The organism is Rhizobium sp. M10, from assembly GCF_002531955.1.
GTDB lineage: Bacteria > Pseudomonadota > Alphaproteobacteria > Rhizobiales > Rhizobiaceae > Rhizobium > Rhizobium etli_C.
Genome location: NZ_NWTA01000002.1, coordinates 358,525 through 373,108, shown reverse-complemented (window position 1 = coordinate 373,108; position 14,584 = coordinate 358,525). Strand labels below are relative to the sequence as shown.

Annotated in this window: 15 protein-coding genes; 12 read left to right on the top strand and 3 right to left on the bottom strand. The window is 61.1% G+C overall.

Translation table 11 applies throughout. The features are described 5' to 3' along the window. Positions 1-17: 17 nt before the first annotated feature. A complete protein-coding gene (locus tag CO671_RS03560) occupies positions 18-1,121 on the top strand; it encodes a branched-chain amino acid ABC transporter substrate-binding protein (RefSeq protein WP_097604486.1) in 1,104 nt (367 codons plus the stop codon). A 73-nt stretch (positions 1,122-1,194) separates the two neighbouring features. Here the strand turns inward: CO671_RS03560 and CO671_RS33235 are convergent, their stop codons facing one another. Next, positions 1,195-1,479, bottom strand: a complete 285-nt coding sequence (locus CO671_RS33235; protein WP_141514332.1) for a hypothetical protein — start codon at positions 1,477-1,479, stop codon at positions 1,195-1,197. A 148-nt stretch (positions 1,480-1,627) separates the two neighbouring features. Between CO671_RS33235 and ade the strand changes: the two genes are divergently transcribed. From ade to CO671_RS03545, 3 genes are read left to right on the top strand one after another with little or no spacing between them, the layout of a single operon-like run. Continuing rightward, the gene (ade, locus tag CO671_RS03555) at positions 1,628-3,325 is read left to right on the top strand and encodes an adenine deaminase (protein WP_097604484.1); all 1,698 of its coding nucleotides are present in this window, start codon (positions 1,628-1,630) and stop codon (positions 3,323-3,325) included. 58 nt (positions 3,326-3,383) lie between these two features. Beyond that, positions 3,384-3,584 (top strand): hypothetical protein, encoded by a 201-nt coding sequence (locus CO671_RS03550; RefSeq protein WP_097604481.1) that lies wholly within the window; start codon positions 3,384-3,386, stop codon positions 3,582-3,584. Continuing rightward, on the top strand, positions 3,581-3,835 hold the full coding sequence (locus tag CO671_RS03545) for a hypothetical protein (RefSeq protein ID WP_097604478.1): 255 nt from the start codon (positions 3,581-3,583) through the stop codon (positions 3,833-3,835). The genes CO671_RS03550 and CO671_RS03545 overlap by 4 nt, the downstream gene beginning before the upstream one ends. A gap of 4 nt (positions 3,836-3,839) precedes the next feature. Here CO671_RS03545 and CO671_RS03540 read toward each other — a convergent pair whose 3' ends face one another. Next, on the bottom strand, positions 3,840-5,486 hold the full coding sequence (locus CO671_RS03540; protein ID WP_097604475.1) for an alpha-glucosidase family protein: 1,647 nt from the start codon (positions 5,484-5,486) through the stop codon (positions 3,840-3,842). A gap of 285 nt (positions 5,487-5,771) precedes the next feature. Between CO671_RS03540 and CO671_RS03535 the strand changes: the two genes are divergently transcribed. The 7 genes from CO671_RS03535 (at position 5,772) to CO671_RS03505 (ending at position 12,837) form a co-directional block, all read left to right on the top strand. After that, positions 5,772-7,352: a peptide ABC transporter substrate-binding protein gene (locus tag CO671_RS03535; RefSeq protein WP_097604472.1), complete on the top strand. Its 1,581-nt coding sequence runs from the start codon at positions 5,772-5,774 to the stop codon at positions 7,350-7,352. Between the two features lie 48 nt (positions 7,353-7,400). Further along, complete coding sequence (locus CO671_RS03530) at positions 7,401-8,324, top strand: ABC transporter permease subunit (RefSeq protein WP_097604469.1); 924 nt, start codon at positions 7,401-7,403, stop codon at positions 8,322-8,324. After that, positions 8,321-9,238, top strand: coding sequence for an ABC transporter permease subunit (locus tag CO671_RS03525; RefSeq protein ID WP_097604465.1), 918 nt, complete (start codon positions 8,321-8,323; stop codon positions 9,236-9,238). The genes CO671_RS03530 and CO671_RS03525 overlap by 4 nt, the downstream gene beginning before the upstream one ends. 2 nt (positions 9,239-9,240) lie before the next feature. Beyond that, positions 9,241-10,248, top strand: coding sequence for an ABC transporter ATP-binding protein (locus CO671_RS03520; protein ID WP_097604461.1), 1,008 nt, complete (start codon positions 9,241-9,243; stop codon positions 10,246-10,248). Beyond that, complete coding sequence (locus CO671_RS03515) at positions 10,241-11,227, top strand: oligopeptide/dipeptide ABC transporter ATP-binding protein (RefSeq protein ID WP_097604457.1); 987 nt, start codon at positions 10,241-10,243, stop codon at positions 11,225-11,227. Before CO671_RS03520 ends, CO671_RS03515 begins: the two co-directional genes overlap by 8 nt. A 159-nt stretch (positions 11,228-11,386) precedes the next feature. Continuing rightward, positions 11,387-11,728 (top strand): hypothetical protein, encoded by a 342-nt coding sequence (locus CO671_RS03510; protein WP_097604455.1) that lies wholly within the window; start codon positions 11,387-11,389, stop codon positions 11,726-11,728. Positions 11,729-11,913: 185 nt separating this feature from the next. After that, positions 11,914-12,837 carry a sugar kinase gene (locus CO671_RS03505; RefSeq protein ID WP_097604452.1) on the top strand — a complete coding sequence of 308 codons (924 nt, stop codon included), beginning with the start codon at positions 11,914-11,916 and terminating at the stop codon, positions 12,835-12,837. 84 nt (positions 12,838-12,921) lie between these two features. On the opposite strand, the gene gstI is transcribed toward CO671_RS03505, so the two are convergent. Next, complete coding sequence (gstI, locus tag CO671_RS03500) at positions 12,922-13,113, bottom strand: glutamine synthetase translation inhibitor GstI (RefSeq protein ID WP_097604448.1); 192 nt, start codon at positions 13,111-13,113, stop codon at positions 12,922-12,924. Positions 13,114-13,519: 406 nt separating this feature from the next. Between gstI and CO671_RS03495 the strand changes: the two genes are divergently transcribed. Continuing rightward, on the top strand, positions 13,520-14,560 hold the full coding sequence (locus CO671_RS03495; RefSeq protein WP_064684407.1) for a glutamine synthetase beta-grasp domain-containing protein: 1,041 nt from the start codon (positions 13,520-13,522) through the stop codon (positions 14,558-14,560). Positions 14,561-14,584 lie beyond the last annotated feature (24 nt).

Below are 14,584 nucleotides of genomic sequence, written 5' to 3'. Positions count from 1 at the left end.
ATCCAAGGAGACAGACAATGACCCTCAAGACATTGACGGCGACCCTCGTCGCGTCACTCGCCTTTGCACCGCTTGCCCATGCCGATATCACGATCGGCCTGATCGCGCCGCTGACCGGCCCGGTCGCCGCCTATGGCGATCAGGTGAAGAACGGTGCTCAGACCGCCGTCGACGAGATCAACAAGAAGGGCGGAATTCTCGGCGAAAAGGTCGTCCTCGAACTGGCCGACGATGCCGGCGAACCGAAGCAGGGCGTTTCCGCCGCCAACAAGGTCGTCGGCGACGGCATCCGCTTCGTCGTCGGCCCGGTGACATCGGGTGTCGCGATCCCCGTTTCGGACGTGCTGGCTGAAAACGGCGTGCTGATGGTCACCCCGACGGCGACCGCCCCCGACCTGACCAAGCGCGGCCTCGCTAATGTGCTGCGCACTTGCGGTCGCGACGACCAGCAGGCGGAAGTCGCCGCCAAATACGTGCTGCAGAACTTCAAGGACAAGCGCATCGCCATCGTCAACGACAAGGGCGCCTATGGCAAAGGCCTCGCCGATGCCTTCAAGGCGACGTTGAACGCCGGCGGCGTTACCGAGGTCGTCAATGACGCGATCACGCCCGGCGACAAGGATTTCAGCGCGCTCACCACCCGCATCAAGTCCGAGAAGGTCGATATCGTCTATTTCGGCGGCTATCACCCGGAAGGCGGCCTGCTCGCCCGGCAACTGCATGATCTCTCCGCCAACGCAATGATCATCGGCGGCGATGGCCTCTCCAACACCGAATTCTGGGCGATCGGCACGGATGCGGCGGGAGGCACGCTGTTCACCAACGCCTCCGACGCCACCAAGAATCCGGACTCCAAGACGGCCGCCGACGCGCTCGCCGCCAAGAACATTCCGGCCGAGGCCTTCACGCTGAACGCCTATGCCGCCGTCGAAGTGCTGAAGGCCGGCATCGAGAAGGCCGGCAGCGCCGAGGATGCCGAAGCCGTCGCCGCCGCTCTGAAAGACGGCAAGGAGATCCCGACCGCCATCGGCAAGGTCACCTACGGCGAAGCCGGCGACCTGACCTCGCAGAGCTTCTCGCTCTACAAGTGGGAAGGCGGTAAGATCGTCGCTGCTGAGTGATCGACGAGGTCTGCGGAAAACAGGATCGGGCGCCCGCGGCGTCCGATCGGTATTTTAAGAGATGGGCTGCCTGTCAATCCCGCTTCCCGTCACGCAGATAGCTTTCCACTGTCGGGTGTTTGTTAAGCACCATCGGTTGACGATAAGTCCAGCTAGGTTTTGGATTTGAAATCCGTGCGTAGAAACTGGCGACCACGACGCGCTTAAGGTCTTCATCGGAAGCGACGCTTCCAGTCGACTTCGCGAGAATGATCCGACTGACCTTTCCATGTTTATCGGTCGTGAGTACAGCTGAGTTGTTCACACAGCCGCTTAACAGTAGGACAGCCATGCAGGCTGCCGAAATAATTGCTTTCATATCATCACCTTGAGTTGAAAACCGACATCTGTATTCTTGCGTCACTAGCACTGCAAATGTCGCAGCGAAAGTCACCGGATGGCACAACCTCCGGATTTCGATAACGCTCCGGATCATCGGCAGACAACGGTCGAAGAGGTAGCAATCCATGACCACCAAACTCGAACGTCTTATCGACCAGGGTGTCGGCCGCGTGCCGGCCGATATCGTGCTAAAGGGCGGCAGCTTCTTCGATCTCGTCACCGGCGAGCTCGTCCAATCAGACATCGCCATCGGCGCCGATCGCATCGTCGGCATTTCGGGCAGCTATGAGGGCGAGACCGAAATCGATATATCGAGCAGAATAGTCGTTCCGGGATTCATCGACGCGCATCTGCACATCGAATCCTCGCTCGTCACGCCGCATGAATTCGACCGCTGCGTCCTGCCCTATGGCGTTACCACCGCGATCTGCGATCCGCACGAGATCGCCAATGTGCTCGGCACCGCTGGCATCGAATTCTTTCTGGAATCGGCGCTGGAAACGATCATGGACATTCGCGTCCAGCTTTCCTCCTGCGTGCCGGCGACCCATCTCGAAACCGCAGGCGCCGACCTGCCGATCGAACGTCTCCTGCCCTTCCGCCATCACCCGAAGGTCATCGGCCTCGCCGAGTTCATGAATTTCCCCGGCGTGATCCACAAGGATCCCGTCTGCATGGCCAAGCTCGACGCCTTCCAGGGCGGCCATATCGACGGTCATGCGCCGCTTTTATCAGGCAACGACCTCAACGGTTATCTCGCAGCCGGCATCCGCACCGAGCACGAATGCACGACCGCCACTGAGGCGCTGGAGAAGATCCGCAAGGGCATGCATATCCTCGTGCGCGAGGGCTCCGTGTCGAAGGATCTCGCCGCACTGATCCCCATCATTACCGAGCGGCTTTCACCATATCTCGCGCTCTGCACCGACGACCGCAATCCGCTCGACATCGCCGAACAGGGCCATCTCGATCACATGATCCGCACCGCGATCGCCAGCGGCGTCGAGCCCTTGGCGATCTACCGCGCCGCCTCGATCTCGGCGGCCCGCGCCTTCGGCCTCAGCGATCGCGGTCTCGTGGCGCCGGGCTGGCGGGCTGATCTCGTGGTTCTCGACAGTCTGGAAAACTGCCGCGCCGAAATGGTCTTCTCCGCCGGCCGGCGCGTCACCGATGCGCTCTTTTCCACGCGCAAGCCGGTCGCTCCGATCGGCCTCGACAGCGTCAAGGCCCGGCCGATCAACGCCGCCCATTTCGGCGTGCCGGCCAGGGAGGGCGAGACATCGGTCATCGGCGTCATGCCGGGCAAGATCATCACCGAACATCGCCGCTACCGGCTGCCCGTCAAAGGCAACGAGACGGCAGTCGACCTTGCCAACGACATCATCAAGGTCGCCGTCATCGAGCGCCACGGCAAGAACGGCAACCACGCCAACGGCTTCGTCCAGGGCTTCGGCCTGAAAAAGGGCGCAATCGCCTCCACCGTCGGCCATGACAGCCACAATATCTGCGTCGTCGGCGTCAGCGAGGATGACATGGCGCGCGCCGCAAACCGCCTCGGCGAGATCCAGGGCGGCTTTGTCGTCGTGGAGGATGGCAAGGTCACCGGCGAAATCGCCCTACCCATTGCCGGCCTGATGAGCCTTGAGCCCTACGAAAAGGTCCGCGATACGCTGCACCATCTGCGCAAGGCCGCCTTCGCGCTCGGCGCGACGCTGGAAGAACCCTTCCTCCAGCTCGCCTTCCTGCCGCTGCCAGTCATTCCGCACCTGAAAATATCCGACCGCGGCATGGTCGACGTGGACAAGTTCGCGCTGATCGGGTGAGAGTATTGTTGGCAAATTCCACGGCAGCGCCTATTTTGCAATATCGCTGGAGCAAATCATGACCAAGCTGGAACAGATTGAAAAATCCGTGACCGAACTCGACAAGCATGAGTTCGAAGCCTTTTCCGCTTGGTTTGAAGCCCTTCAGGCCGAACGCTGGGATCGGCAGATGGAAACAGACGCCGCGAGCGGCAAGCTCGATCATTTCGCGGAGAAGGCCTTGGCCGATTTTCGTGCCGGAAAGACAAGGCCACTTTGAAACACCATGCAACTCCCTCCTTCTGGGAGGCCTATGACGGCTTGCCTGAGCAGATACGGAAGCTGGCCGACGAAAATTTCGATCTGCTCAAACAAGACCCCAGACATCCATCCCTGCATTTCAAGCGCGTCGGGCGCTTCTGGTCGGCACGTGTTGGCACATCCTGGAGAGCTTTAGCCGTCAGGGATAGCGACAACGTCATCTGGTTTTGGATCGGCTCTCATGCCGATTACGACAAGCTTCTAAAGTAACCCCTCAAACCCGCGCACAAAACCCATCCAGCGCCGCAAGTTTCACCGTTCCACCATCGTTCACAGCCTCGTAGCCCGGCATGGCCAACGGCTCCCTGAGCACGATACCGTCAGGCAGGCGGAAATCCGCCGGCTTGCGCGTCAGGTTGAAAACGAACAGCAGTTTTTCCCCGCCCTTTTCGCGGGTGAAGGCGAGCAGGTCCTGATTGGTGTCGACAAAGGTCATTTCGCCGTCGATCAGCGCCGGGTGGCTCTTCCGGAAGGCGAGCGTCCTGCGGTAGTGGTGCAGCACCGAGTAGTCGCTGTCCTCCTGCGTATCCACCGAAAGGGCCGCCTGCTCGTAAGGCACCGGCAGCCAGCTCTTTTCGGCGGAGGTGAAGCCGGCATGTGCCTTGCCGGCTTCCCAGGGCATCGGCGTGCGGCATCCGTCGCGGCCCTTGAACGCCGGCCAGAAGCGGATGCCGTAGGGGTCGCGCAGATCCTCGAAAGCAAGCTCCGCCTCCGGCAGGCCGAGCTCCTCACCCTGGTAGAGGCAGATCGAACCGCGCAGCGCCGCAAGCACCGAGATCGCCAGCTTGGCGATGACAGGGCGCTCATCCGCCGTCAGCGCAAAACGGCTGACATGACGCATGACATCGTGGTTGGAAAAAGCCCAGCAGACCCAGCCGTCGGTCACGACCTTCTGGAAGTCCTCGACGCAACCGCGAATATGCTCGGCGGTGAACTCCAGTCCGAGCAGGTCGAATGTGTAGCACATGTGCAGCTTGTCGCCGCCGCTCGTATAGGCGCCAACCGTCTTTAGCGAACGCGCCCCATCGCCGACCTCGCCGACAGTCGTGCGATCCTCGTACTGATCGAGCAGCGCCCGGAAGCGCTTGAGGAAACCGACATTTTCCGGCTGCGTCTTGTCGTAGAGGTGGTTCTGCATGCCGTACGGATTGCTGTCTGGCGCATCGAGGCCGGCGTCATCCTCGTCGGGCTCATGCGGCGGATTGCTTCTCAGCTGCTTGTCGCAGAAATAATAGTTCACCGTATCCAGCCGGAAGCCGTCGACGCCGCGGTCGAGCCAGAACTTCACCGTCTCCAGCACCGCATCCTGCACTTCTTCGCAATGGAAATTGAGGTCCGGCTGCGAGGTCAGGAAGTTATGCTGGTAATATTGCCTGCGCACGCCGTCCCACTCCCAGCCCGGCCCGCCGAAGATCGATAGCCAGTTGTTCGGCGCCGTCCCATCCGGCTTCGGATCGGCCCAGACATACCAGTCCGCCTTCGAATTGCTCCGGCTCGCCCGGCTCTCGACGAACCAGGGATGCCGGTCCGATGTGTGCGAGATCACCTGGTCGATGACCACCTTGATGCCGAGCCTGTGCGCCTCGGCCATCATCTCGTCGAAATCGGCGAGCGTGCCGAAGATCGGGTCGACATCGCAATAGTCGGAGACGTCATAGCCCATGTCGGCCATCGGCGACTTGAAGAAGGGCGAGAGCCAGATCGCATCGACGCCGAGGCTGGCAATATGCGGCAGCCGGCGGGTGATCCCCTTGAGGTCGCCGAGGCCATCACTGTTGGTGTCTTGAAACGAGCGCGGATAGACCTGATAGATTACCGCGCCGCGCCACCAATCCGCATTCCCGCCTGCCTGCAATGCCATCGGCTACATCTCCTGCTTCGTTTGCGCTCGCCACACTAAAGCGGACGAAACAAAAGACAACTGGATGAGGTCGTTGTGAAGGTGCCGGACACCCCGCGTGACGTCGTCGTGATCCGACAAGGGGGAGACGTATATAGGCTTGTCCACAACCCGTTTCCAGCCTCCGGATTTGGGGTTGCAACGCGATTCCTTTGCGATAAGGTGCGCACTGACCTGCACGTAAGAGGTCAAATACCGGGAACAGATGTCTAATAAAGGCGCAAAGCCTAGAAAGGTGGACCCACGATGAACCAGTTCACGAAAAAATTTCTCGCCTCCGCAATGCTTGGCACATTGCTGGCGTTTTCGGCGCATGCGGCCACGCTCAACATCCACAATGGTGGCGATCCGCAGTCGCTCGACCCGCAGAAGCTTTCCGGCGACTGGGAGAACCGTATTGCCGGCGACATTTTCGAAGGCCTCGTCACGGAGGACGCCAAGGACAATCCGATTCCCGCCCAGGCCGAAAGCTGGACCATTTCGCCGGACGGCAAGGTCTACACCTTCAAGCTTCGCGACGGCATCAAGTGGTCCGATGGCCAGCCGGTAACGGCAGGAGACTTCGTCTTCGCCTTCCAGCGCCTCGTCGACCCGAAGAACGCTGCCGAGTATGCCTATCTGCAGTTCACCATCAAGAACGCCGAAAAGATCAACAAGGGCGAAATCACCGATCTCAACCAGCTCGGCGTCAAGGCGATCGACGACAAGACGCTTGAAATCACGCTCGAAAACTCGACGCCTTATTTCCTCAACGCCCTGATGCACTACACGGCCTATCCGCTGCCCAAGCATGTCGTCGAGGCCAAGGGTCAGGACTGGGTCAAGATCGGCAACATCGTCACCAACGGTCCCTATAAGCCGACCGAATGGGTTCCGGGCTCGCATGTGACGACTGTTAAGAACGATCAGTGGTACGGCACCAAGGACCTGAAGATCGACGGCGCCAAGTTCTTCGTGCTGGAGGACCAGGAAGCCGCACTGAAACGTTACCGTGCCGGCGAATTCGACATTATGACCGACTTCCCGACCGACCAGTATGAATGGATGAAGAAAAACCTGCCGGGCCAGGCACACGTCGCCCCCTTCTCCGGCCTCTATTATTATGTCGTCAACTCGCAGAAGCCGCCCTTCAGCGACAAGCGCGTCCGCCAGGCGCTGTCGATGGCGATCAACCGTGAAGTGATCGGTCCGCAGATCCTCGGCACCGGCGAATTGCCGGCCTATTCCTGGGTTCCGCCGGGCACCGCCAATTACGGCGAGCCGGCCTATGTCAGCTGGAAGGACCTGCCTTATAAGGACAAGGTCGCCGAAGCCAAGAAGCTGCTCACTGAGGCCGGCTTCGGTCCGGACAAGCCGCTCCATGCCGTCCTCAGCTACAACACCAACGACAACCACAAGCGCATCGCGGTGGCGATCGCCTCCATGTGGAAGCCGCTCGGCGTCAATGTCGAGCTCGTCAATGCCGAAACCAAGGTGCATTACGACCAGATGCAGCGTGGCCAGGTCGAAATCGGCCGTGCCGGCTGGCTCGCCGATTACAACGATCCGGACAACTTCCTGAACCTCTTGGTGACGGGCGTGCAGATGAATTACGGCCGCTGGTCCAATCCCGATTACGACAAGATGATCAAAGAGGGCAACGCGGAGACCGATCTGAAGAAGCGCGCCGAAATCTTCAAGAAGGCCGAGCAGCTGGCGCTTGATGAATCCGCCGCCCTGCCGATCTACTATTATGTCTCGAAGAATGTCGTTTCGCCGAAGATCGAAGGCTTCGTCGACAACATCCAGGACATCCACCGCACGCGCTGGCTGTCGATGAAAGAGTAAGGGAAAACGGTCCTTCCCGCCCCGCGCGGGAAGGACCGGCCCACGACCATGATCAAATACGCCCTCCGTCGCCTGCTATCGACGATCCCCGTCCTGTGGATCGCCGTCACAGCCTGCTTTTTTGTTTTGCGCCTTGCTCCCGGCGGCCCCTTCGATGGCGAAAGGCCATTGCCGCCGGTGATCCTGAAGAACCTTGCCATTCACTACAACCTCGATAAGCCGCTGATCCAGCAATACCTGATCTATGTCGGCGACCTGCTGCGAGGCGATCTCGGCCCCTCCTTCGCCAGCGAGGATTTCACCGTCGCCCAGCAGATCATGATCGGTCTGCCCTATACCTTCACCATCGGCACGGCTGCCTTTCTGATCGCCATCATCGTCGGCGTGGCCGTCGGCTGTCTTGGGGCGCTCTACCAGAACAAGGCGCCGGATTACATTCTCGGCGCGCTGATCCTGGTTGGCGTCGTATTGCCCAACTTCCTGATCGCGCCGATCCTGCAATTGATCTTCGGCATTCACCTCGCCTGGTTTCCGGTCGGCGGCTGGGGTGACGGCTCGATCAAATATCTGATCCTGCCGATCGTCGTTCTGGCTTTGCCGCATGCAGGCCGCATCTCACGCATCACCCGCGGCTCGATGATCGAGGTGATGAACCAGAACTTCATCCGCACCGCCAAGGCCAAGGGCATCGGCCCGCGCCTGACGGTGATGCGCCATGCGCTGAAACCCGCCATGATGCCCGTCGTTTCCTATCTGGGTCCGGCGGCAAGCTACCTTCTCACCGGCTCGCTGGTCGTCGAAAGCATCTTCGGATTGCCCGGCATCGGCCGCTATTTCGTCAACGCAGCCCTCAACCGCGACTACGGCATGGTTCTCGGCACGGTCATCTTCTACATGGTGCTGATCGTGTTCCTGAACCTTCTCGTCGACGTCGCCTATGCCTGGCTCGATCCGAAAGTGAGAAACCGATGATCCTCAACCCCGCGAAACGCGAGCTGCTCGCCCAGGAGCTTCTCGAGGCGGAAGGCCTGGCGCCCGAAGGCCGCTCGCTCACCAGGGACGCCCTGCGCCGGCTCGGACGCAACAAGGCGGCCGTCCTGTCGATCGCCGTCCTGGCGCTGCTGATCGTCGCAGCCTTCCTCGGTCCCTGGTTCATTCCGTTCAACTATGAGGATCCGGACTGGGCCGCCTTCCGCATTCCGCCGTCGATCGAGACCGGCCACTATTTCGGCACCGACCCGAACGGCCGCGACCTTCTTGCCCGCGTCCTCTACGGCACCCGCGTCTCGCTTGCGGTCGCACTGACGGCAACCGTCGTGTCGGTCGTCATCGGCGTGCTTTACGGCGCGATCTCGGGCTATATCGGCGGCAGGCTGGATGCCATCATGATGCGCTTCGTCGATATCATGTATGCGCTTCCCTACATCCTCTTCGTCATCCTGCTGATGGTGATCTTCGGCCGCAACGTCTATCTGCTCTTTGCCGCAATCGGTGCGCTGGAATGGCTGACAATGGCCCGCATCGTGCGCGGCCAGACGCTGTCGATCAAGCATCGCGAGTTCATCGAGGCGGCGCGCGCCTCCGGGCAGCGGCCGTTCAAGATCATCGTCAAGCACATCATTCCGAACCTCGTCGGCCCGGTGGTCATTTTCGCGGCGCTGACCGTGCCCGAAATCATCGCCACCGAAAGCTTCCTGTCCTATCTCGGCTTCGGCGTGCAGGAACCACTGACCTCGCTCGGGACGCTGATCGCCGAGGGAACCGACGCCATGGAAAGCATGCCCTGGCTGCTGATCTTCCCGGCCGGCTTCCTCGTGGCCCTGCTGCTCAGCCTGCTGTTCATCGGCGACGGCCTGCGCGACGCGTTCGACCCGAAGGATCGCTAAGAATGCCCCAAGAAACGCAAAAAGACGTCCTGCTCGAACTCAACGACTACTCGATCACCTTCGCGACGCCTGACGGCGAGGTGAAGGCGGTCTCGAATATGAACCTCACCGTCCGGCGCGGCGAGCGCGTCGCCATCGTCGGCGAATCCGGCTCCGGCAAGAGCCAGACCTTCCTCGGCATCATGGGCCTGCTGGCCAAGAACGGCGCCACGACGGGCCAGGCGCTGCTCGAAGGCAAGGACGTGCTGTCGCTGAAACCGCGCGAGCTCGATCAGATTCGCGGCAAGGACATGGCCATGGTCTTCCAGGATCCGATGACCGCCTTGAACCCGTCGCTCAGGATTTCCCGGCAGCTGACCGAACAGCTCGAGGTTCATCGCGGCCTGACGGCCCGCGCGGCATCGGACGCTGCCCTCGATATGCTGAAACGCGTCGGCATTCCCGATCCGACCCGGCGGTTCCACCTCTACCCGCACGAGCTCTCCGGCGGCATGCGCCAGCGCATCGTCATTGCCATGGCGCTGCTGACCAAGCCGAAGCTTCTGATCGCCGACGAACCGACAACGGCGCTCGACGTCACGATTCAGGCGCAGATCCTCGACCTCTTCAACGACCTGACGGCGGAGATGAACACGGCGCTGGTGATGATCACCCACGATCTCGGGGTGGTCGCAGGCCTCGCCGACCGCGTCGCCGTCATGTATGCCGGCCGCATCGTCGAGGAGGCCCCCGTCGACGAACTCTTCGACAATCCGGCCCATCCCTATACGGCGGCGTTGCATGCCTCCATCCCGCGGCCGGACCAGGATGTCGACGACCTCGTCGTCATTCCCGGCCGTCCGCCGAACCTGCAGCACCTACCGAAGGGCTGCAATTTCTCGCCGCGCTGTTCGCAGGTCCAGAACGATTGCATCGACCATCCGCCGCCGCTCGAGACGCTGGCGCCGCGCCACTGCGCCGCCTGTTACCACCCGTTCCCGCGTCGTGAGGAGTTGCTGAACCATGGCTGAGCGATCGCTGCTGAGGGTCGAAAACCTGACGACCCAATTCGAACTGCCGGCAAAAGGCCTCTTCAAGCCGCCGGTCTTCCTCACCGCCGTCAACAATGTCAGCTTCGATCTCGCCGAAGGCCGCACGCTCGGTATCGTCGGCGAATCCGGCTGCGGCAAGTCGACGCTCGGCCGCTCCATCCTGCGGTTGTTGAAATCGCAGAAGGGCCGCATTCTCTGGCAGGGCCGCAATCTGCTCGACCTCAGTGAAGAGGAGATGCGCGCCGCGCGCCGCGACATGCAGATCATCTTCCAGGATCCGATCGCCTCGCTCGACCCGCGCATGACCGTCGGCGACATCATCGCCGAGCCGCTCACCGTCTTCGAGCCGAAGCTTTCGAAGGCCGAGCGCACCGACCGGGTCCGCCAGATCATGAGTGCCGTTGGTCTTGTCCCGGAGATGATCAATCGCTATCCGCATGAATTTTCCGGCGGCCAGGCGCAGCGCATCGGCATTGCGCGCGCCGTCATCACCAAACCGAAGCTCATCGTCTGCGACGAGCCGGTTTCGGCCCTCGACGTCTCGATCCAGGGTCAGGTGATCACGCTTCTACGCAAGCTGCGCAGGGAGTTCGGCCTGACGCTGATCTTCATCAGCCACGACCTCTCCGTCGTGCGGCTGATCTCCGACGATGTGCTGGTGCTCTATCTCGGCAGGGTGGTGGAATCGGGCGACTGTGCCACCGTCTTCGACCATCCGGCCCATCCTTATACACAGGCGCTCTTTTCGGCCGCACCGATCCCGGATCCGAAGCTCGCGCGCCTGCGCACCCGCATCCGCCTGCAGGGCGATCCGCCCTCGCCGCTCAACCCGCCGAAAGGCTGCGTCTTCTCGCCGCGTTGCTGGAAGGCGACCGACATCTGCCGCACCGAAATGCCGCCGACCGAGGAGGTTCGTCCCGGCCAGAAGGCGGCCTGCTACCACATGGACAGGCCGTGAATGGAACGATCTTTTCAGAACATCAGCGTCCCTCCATCTTTGGGGGGAAGTGTTCCGAAAACGGACTTACTTCGGAATCTATAGTCTCCGATAACAAAGATTTAGCTGCGGATATGCTATCCCTTTCTCCGCCCAATCATGGGCGAGGGGAACGCATATATGAAATCGAAAGTCTCTGGATTGATCGCGGTTGCCGCCGCGATCATCGCCGCCTCAGCCGTGCCATCGCGTGCCGAAGATCTGAAGTTCCAGCTCACCAACGGGACCAATTCCGTCCTGACGCGCTTCTACAGCTCGCCGACCGGCGTCAATAGCTGGGAAGAAGACGTCTTCGGCGAGAAGGTCCTCAATCCGGGCGAGACCGTGAACATCACCATCGCCGACGGCCGCACCGTCTGCAAATACGACATGCGCTTCGAATTCGACGAAAACTCGGACCTCGACACGACCGAAGATACGCAGGACCTTTGCGAGCTCGGCAGCTACACCATCCACGAATAATCAACCCGCGCCGGTAACCGCCTTCGCCTCGTCCGCGAAGGCGGGTTTTTCATTTCCTGCGATACCGGCGCTTACGATATCAATGCTTGTCACTCCGCACGGCTCCGCGTATCAGCGGATGAAGCGTCAATTCAAAGCGATAGAGCGGCCTGTTGGATCAGCGGCGCTCATGCCGGGAGGACAAGGTGAGCGGAAGACGGTTTCTATCGATCGGTGAATGCATGGTGGAGCTCTCGCAGGCCGGTGACGGCCTGCTGCGCAAAGGCTTTGCCGGCGATACCTTCAACACCGCCTGGTATGCCCGCGCCTGCCTTGGCCCCGACTGGTCGGTCGATTATTTCACCGCCCTCGGCGACGACGCCATGTCGGACGAGATGGTCGCCTTCATCGACAAGGCAGGCATCGGCACGAGCCTGATCCGGCGCATCAGGGGCAGGACGCCCGGCCTCTATATGATCAGTCTGAAGAACGGCGAGCGCTCCTTCAGCTACTGGCGCGACAGCTCGGCCGCCCGCAGCCTTGCCGCCGATCCCGACCGCCTGCGCGAAGCGGTAGAAAGCGCCGACCTCGTCTATTTCTCCGGCATCACCCTGGCCATTCTGCCGCAAGAGGATGCCACGACACTGCTCGCCGAAATCCGCCGCGCCAAGGCGGCCGGCAAGCTCGTGGTCTTCGACCCGAACATCCGTCCCCGCCTCTGGTCGAGTTACGACGTGATGCACACAACGATCAGCGAAGGCGCCCGCTCTTCCGTGCTCGTCATGCCGAGCTTCGATGACGAAGCCGCGCATTTCGGCGACGATTCCATCGAGGCGACGATTCAACGCTATCGCGCCCTTGGCGCTGCCAATGTCGTCGTCAAGAACGGCGCGGACGGCGTTCGCTTGAATTTCGCCGGCGACGAGACCTTCGTTCCGGCCGAGACGGTGGAGACAGTGGTCGATACCACCAGCGCCGGCGACAGTTTCAACGGCGCCTTTCTCGCGCGCTATCTCGAGACCCAGGACGCGCCGGCCGCCGCCCGATTCGCCGCGAGCGTCGCAGCCCGCGTCGTCAGTGAGCATGGCGCCTTGGTCGCCAAGGAAAAGCTCGGATTGAGCGGGCGTTAAGCCCGCGCATGGCGACCAACATACGAACGCCATGCGCGGGCGCTCCCCGCCGTATCGGCGTTACCTGCCGTGGGAATCAAGCAATCAGGACTTCGTCGGCCGATCGGACTCGCGAACCGCCTCGTCATGATACCAGCAGCTGTCGAGCGCCGCGTCGCAGACCTCGGCTGCCTCGCGCTCCATCAGTCGGGCGCGTTCGAACCGGCTGGGGGTCCGCGCCGGCTTGACGGGAAACTGGTAGATCGTTGCGGATTCACGATGGAAACCGGTGGGCATAAGATCGCCTCCATTCCGTTCGGCGCATCAACATTCGACGTCGCGACCTTAGCACAATGCACATAGTTTATGCAAATTGCACAAAATATATGCACGCATATATTGTGATTGATCGATATGCTGTCTTCGCGGCGAGCGTCCGCCTATTTGTTCAACACTTCATCACCTCGGGCTAACGCCGAAATTTTCATCCGGTTCCAAAGCCGAAAATCCGTTTTCGCGCAGAAAGCGGGCATTTCGGTCACAGAGAATGCGTGTCGGGCGGCTGATGTGCATATTTTCTTGTCGAGGCGGCCGAACTGGCACGCTACGTGCTTTTAAAGGTGCATCCCCTGGCGGTTGGATGCGCTTACGCGCGGAGATCGTCTCCGGATTTGCTCACCTTCGTAGCATTGAGAGAGTCACGATGACAAAATATAAGCTCGAGTATATTTGGCTCGATGGGTACACTCCGGTACCGAACCTGCGTGGCAAGACGCAGATCAAGGAATTCGACGTATTCCCGACGCTGGAACAGCTTCCGCTCTGGGGCTTCGACGGTTCGTCGACCATGCAGGCCGAAGGCCGCAGCTCCGATTGCGTGCTGAAGCCCGTCGCCATTTATCCCGATCCGGCCCGCACCAACGGCGCGCTCGTCATGTGCGAAGTCATGATGCCCGACGGCGTCACGCCGCACCCGAGCAACGCCCGCGCGACCATCCTTGACGATGAAGATGCCTGGTTCGGCTTCGAGCAGGAATATTTCTTCTACCAGAACGGCCGTCCGCTCGGCTTCCCCGAGCAGGGCTATCCGGCTCCGCAGGGCCCCTACTACACCGGCGTCGGCTATTCGAACGTCGGCGATGTCGCCCGCGAAATCGTCGAAGAACATCTCGACCTTTGCCTGGCTGCCGGCATCAACCACGAAGGCATCAATGCCGAAGTGGCCAAGGGCCAGTGGGAATTCCAGATTTTCGGCAAGGGCTCCAAGAAGGCCGCCGACCAGATCTGGATGGCACGCTACCTGCTGCAGCGCCTGACCGAAAAATACGGCATCGACATCGAGTATCACTGCAAGCCGCTCGGCGACACCGACTGGAACGGTTCGGGCATGCATTGCAACTTCTCGACCAAGTATATGCGCGAAGTCGGCGGCAAGGCCTATTTCGAAGCGCTGATGGCGCAGTTCGAAAAGAACCTGATGGATCACATCAACGTCTACGGCCCGGACAATGACAAGCGCCTGACCGGCAAGCACGAAACCGCGCCGTGGAACAAGTTCTCCTACGGCGTCGCCGACCGCGGCGCTTCGATCCGCGTGCCGCACTCCTTCGTCAAGAACGACTACAAGGGCTATCTGGAAGATCGCCGCCCGAACTCGCAGGGCTGCCCCTACCAGATCGCGTCGCAGGTTCTGAAGACGATCTCGGAAGTTCCGACTGCAGGTTCGGCCTCCGCTGCCGCTTAACCTCCCAAACGGCGCCGGTCCATG

Excerpts from the sequence above, each read along its gene's own strand:
- CO671_RS03540 (WP_097604475.1), bottom strand. The coding sequence starts at position 5,486 with ATGGCATTGCAGGCAGGCGGGAATGCGGATTGGTGGCGCGGCGCGGTA.
- CO671_RS03510 (WP_097604455.1), top strand. The coding sequence starts at position 11,387 with ATGAAATCGAAAGTCTCTGGATTGATCGCGGTTGCCGCCGCGATCATC.
- CO671_RS03525 (WP_097604465.1), top strand. The coding sequence starts at position 8,321 with ATGATCCTCAACCCCGCGAAACGCGAGCTGCTCGCCCAGGAGCTTCTC.
- gstI (WP_097604448.1), bottom strand. The coding sequence starts at position 13,113 with ATGCCCACCGGTTTCCATCGTGAATCCGCAACGATCTACCAGTTTCCC.
- CO671_RS03495 (WP_064684407.1), top strand. The coding sequence starts at position 13,520 with ATGACAAAATATAAGCTCGAGTATATTTGGCTCGATGGGTACACTCCG.
- CO671_RS03520 (WP_097604461.1), top strand. The coding sequence starts at position 9,241 with ATGCCCCAAGAAACGCAAAAAGACGTCCTGCTCGAACTCAACGACTAC.
- CO671_RS03535 (WP_097604472.1), top strand. The coding sequence starts at position 5,772 with ATGAACCAGTTCACGAAAAAATTTCTCGCCTCCGCAATGCTTGGCACA.
- CO671_RS03530 (WP_097604469.1), top strand. The coding sequence starts at position 7,401 with ATGATCAAATACGCCCTCCGTCGCCTGCTATCGACGATCCCCGTCCTG.
- ade (WP_097604484.1), top strand. The coding sequence starts at position 1,628 with ATGACCACCAAACTCGAACGTCTTATCGACCAGGGTGTCGGCCGCGTG.
- CO671_RS03560 (WP_097604486.1), top strand. The coding sequence starts at position 18 with ATGACCCTCAAGACATTGACGGCGACCCTCGTCGCGTCACTCGCCTTT.
- CO671_RS33235 (WP_141514332.1), bottom strand. The coding sequence starts at position 1,479 with ATGAAAGCAATTATTTCGGCAGCCTGCATGGCTGTCCTACTGTTAAGC.
- CO671_RS03515 (WP_097604457.1), top strand. The coding sequence starts at position 10,241 with ATGGCTGAGCGATCGCTGCTGAGGGTCGAAAACCTGACGACCCAATTC.
- CO671_RS03550 (WP_097604481.1), top strand. The coding sequence starts at position 3,384 with ATGACCAAGCTGGAACAGATTGAAAAATCCGTGACCGAACTCGACAAG.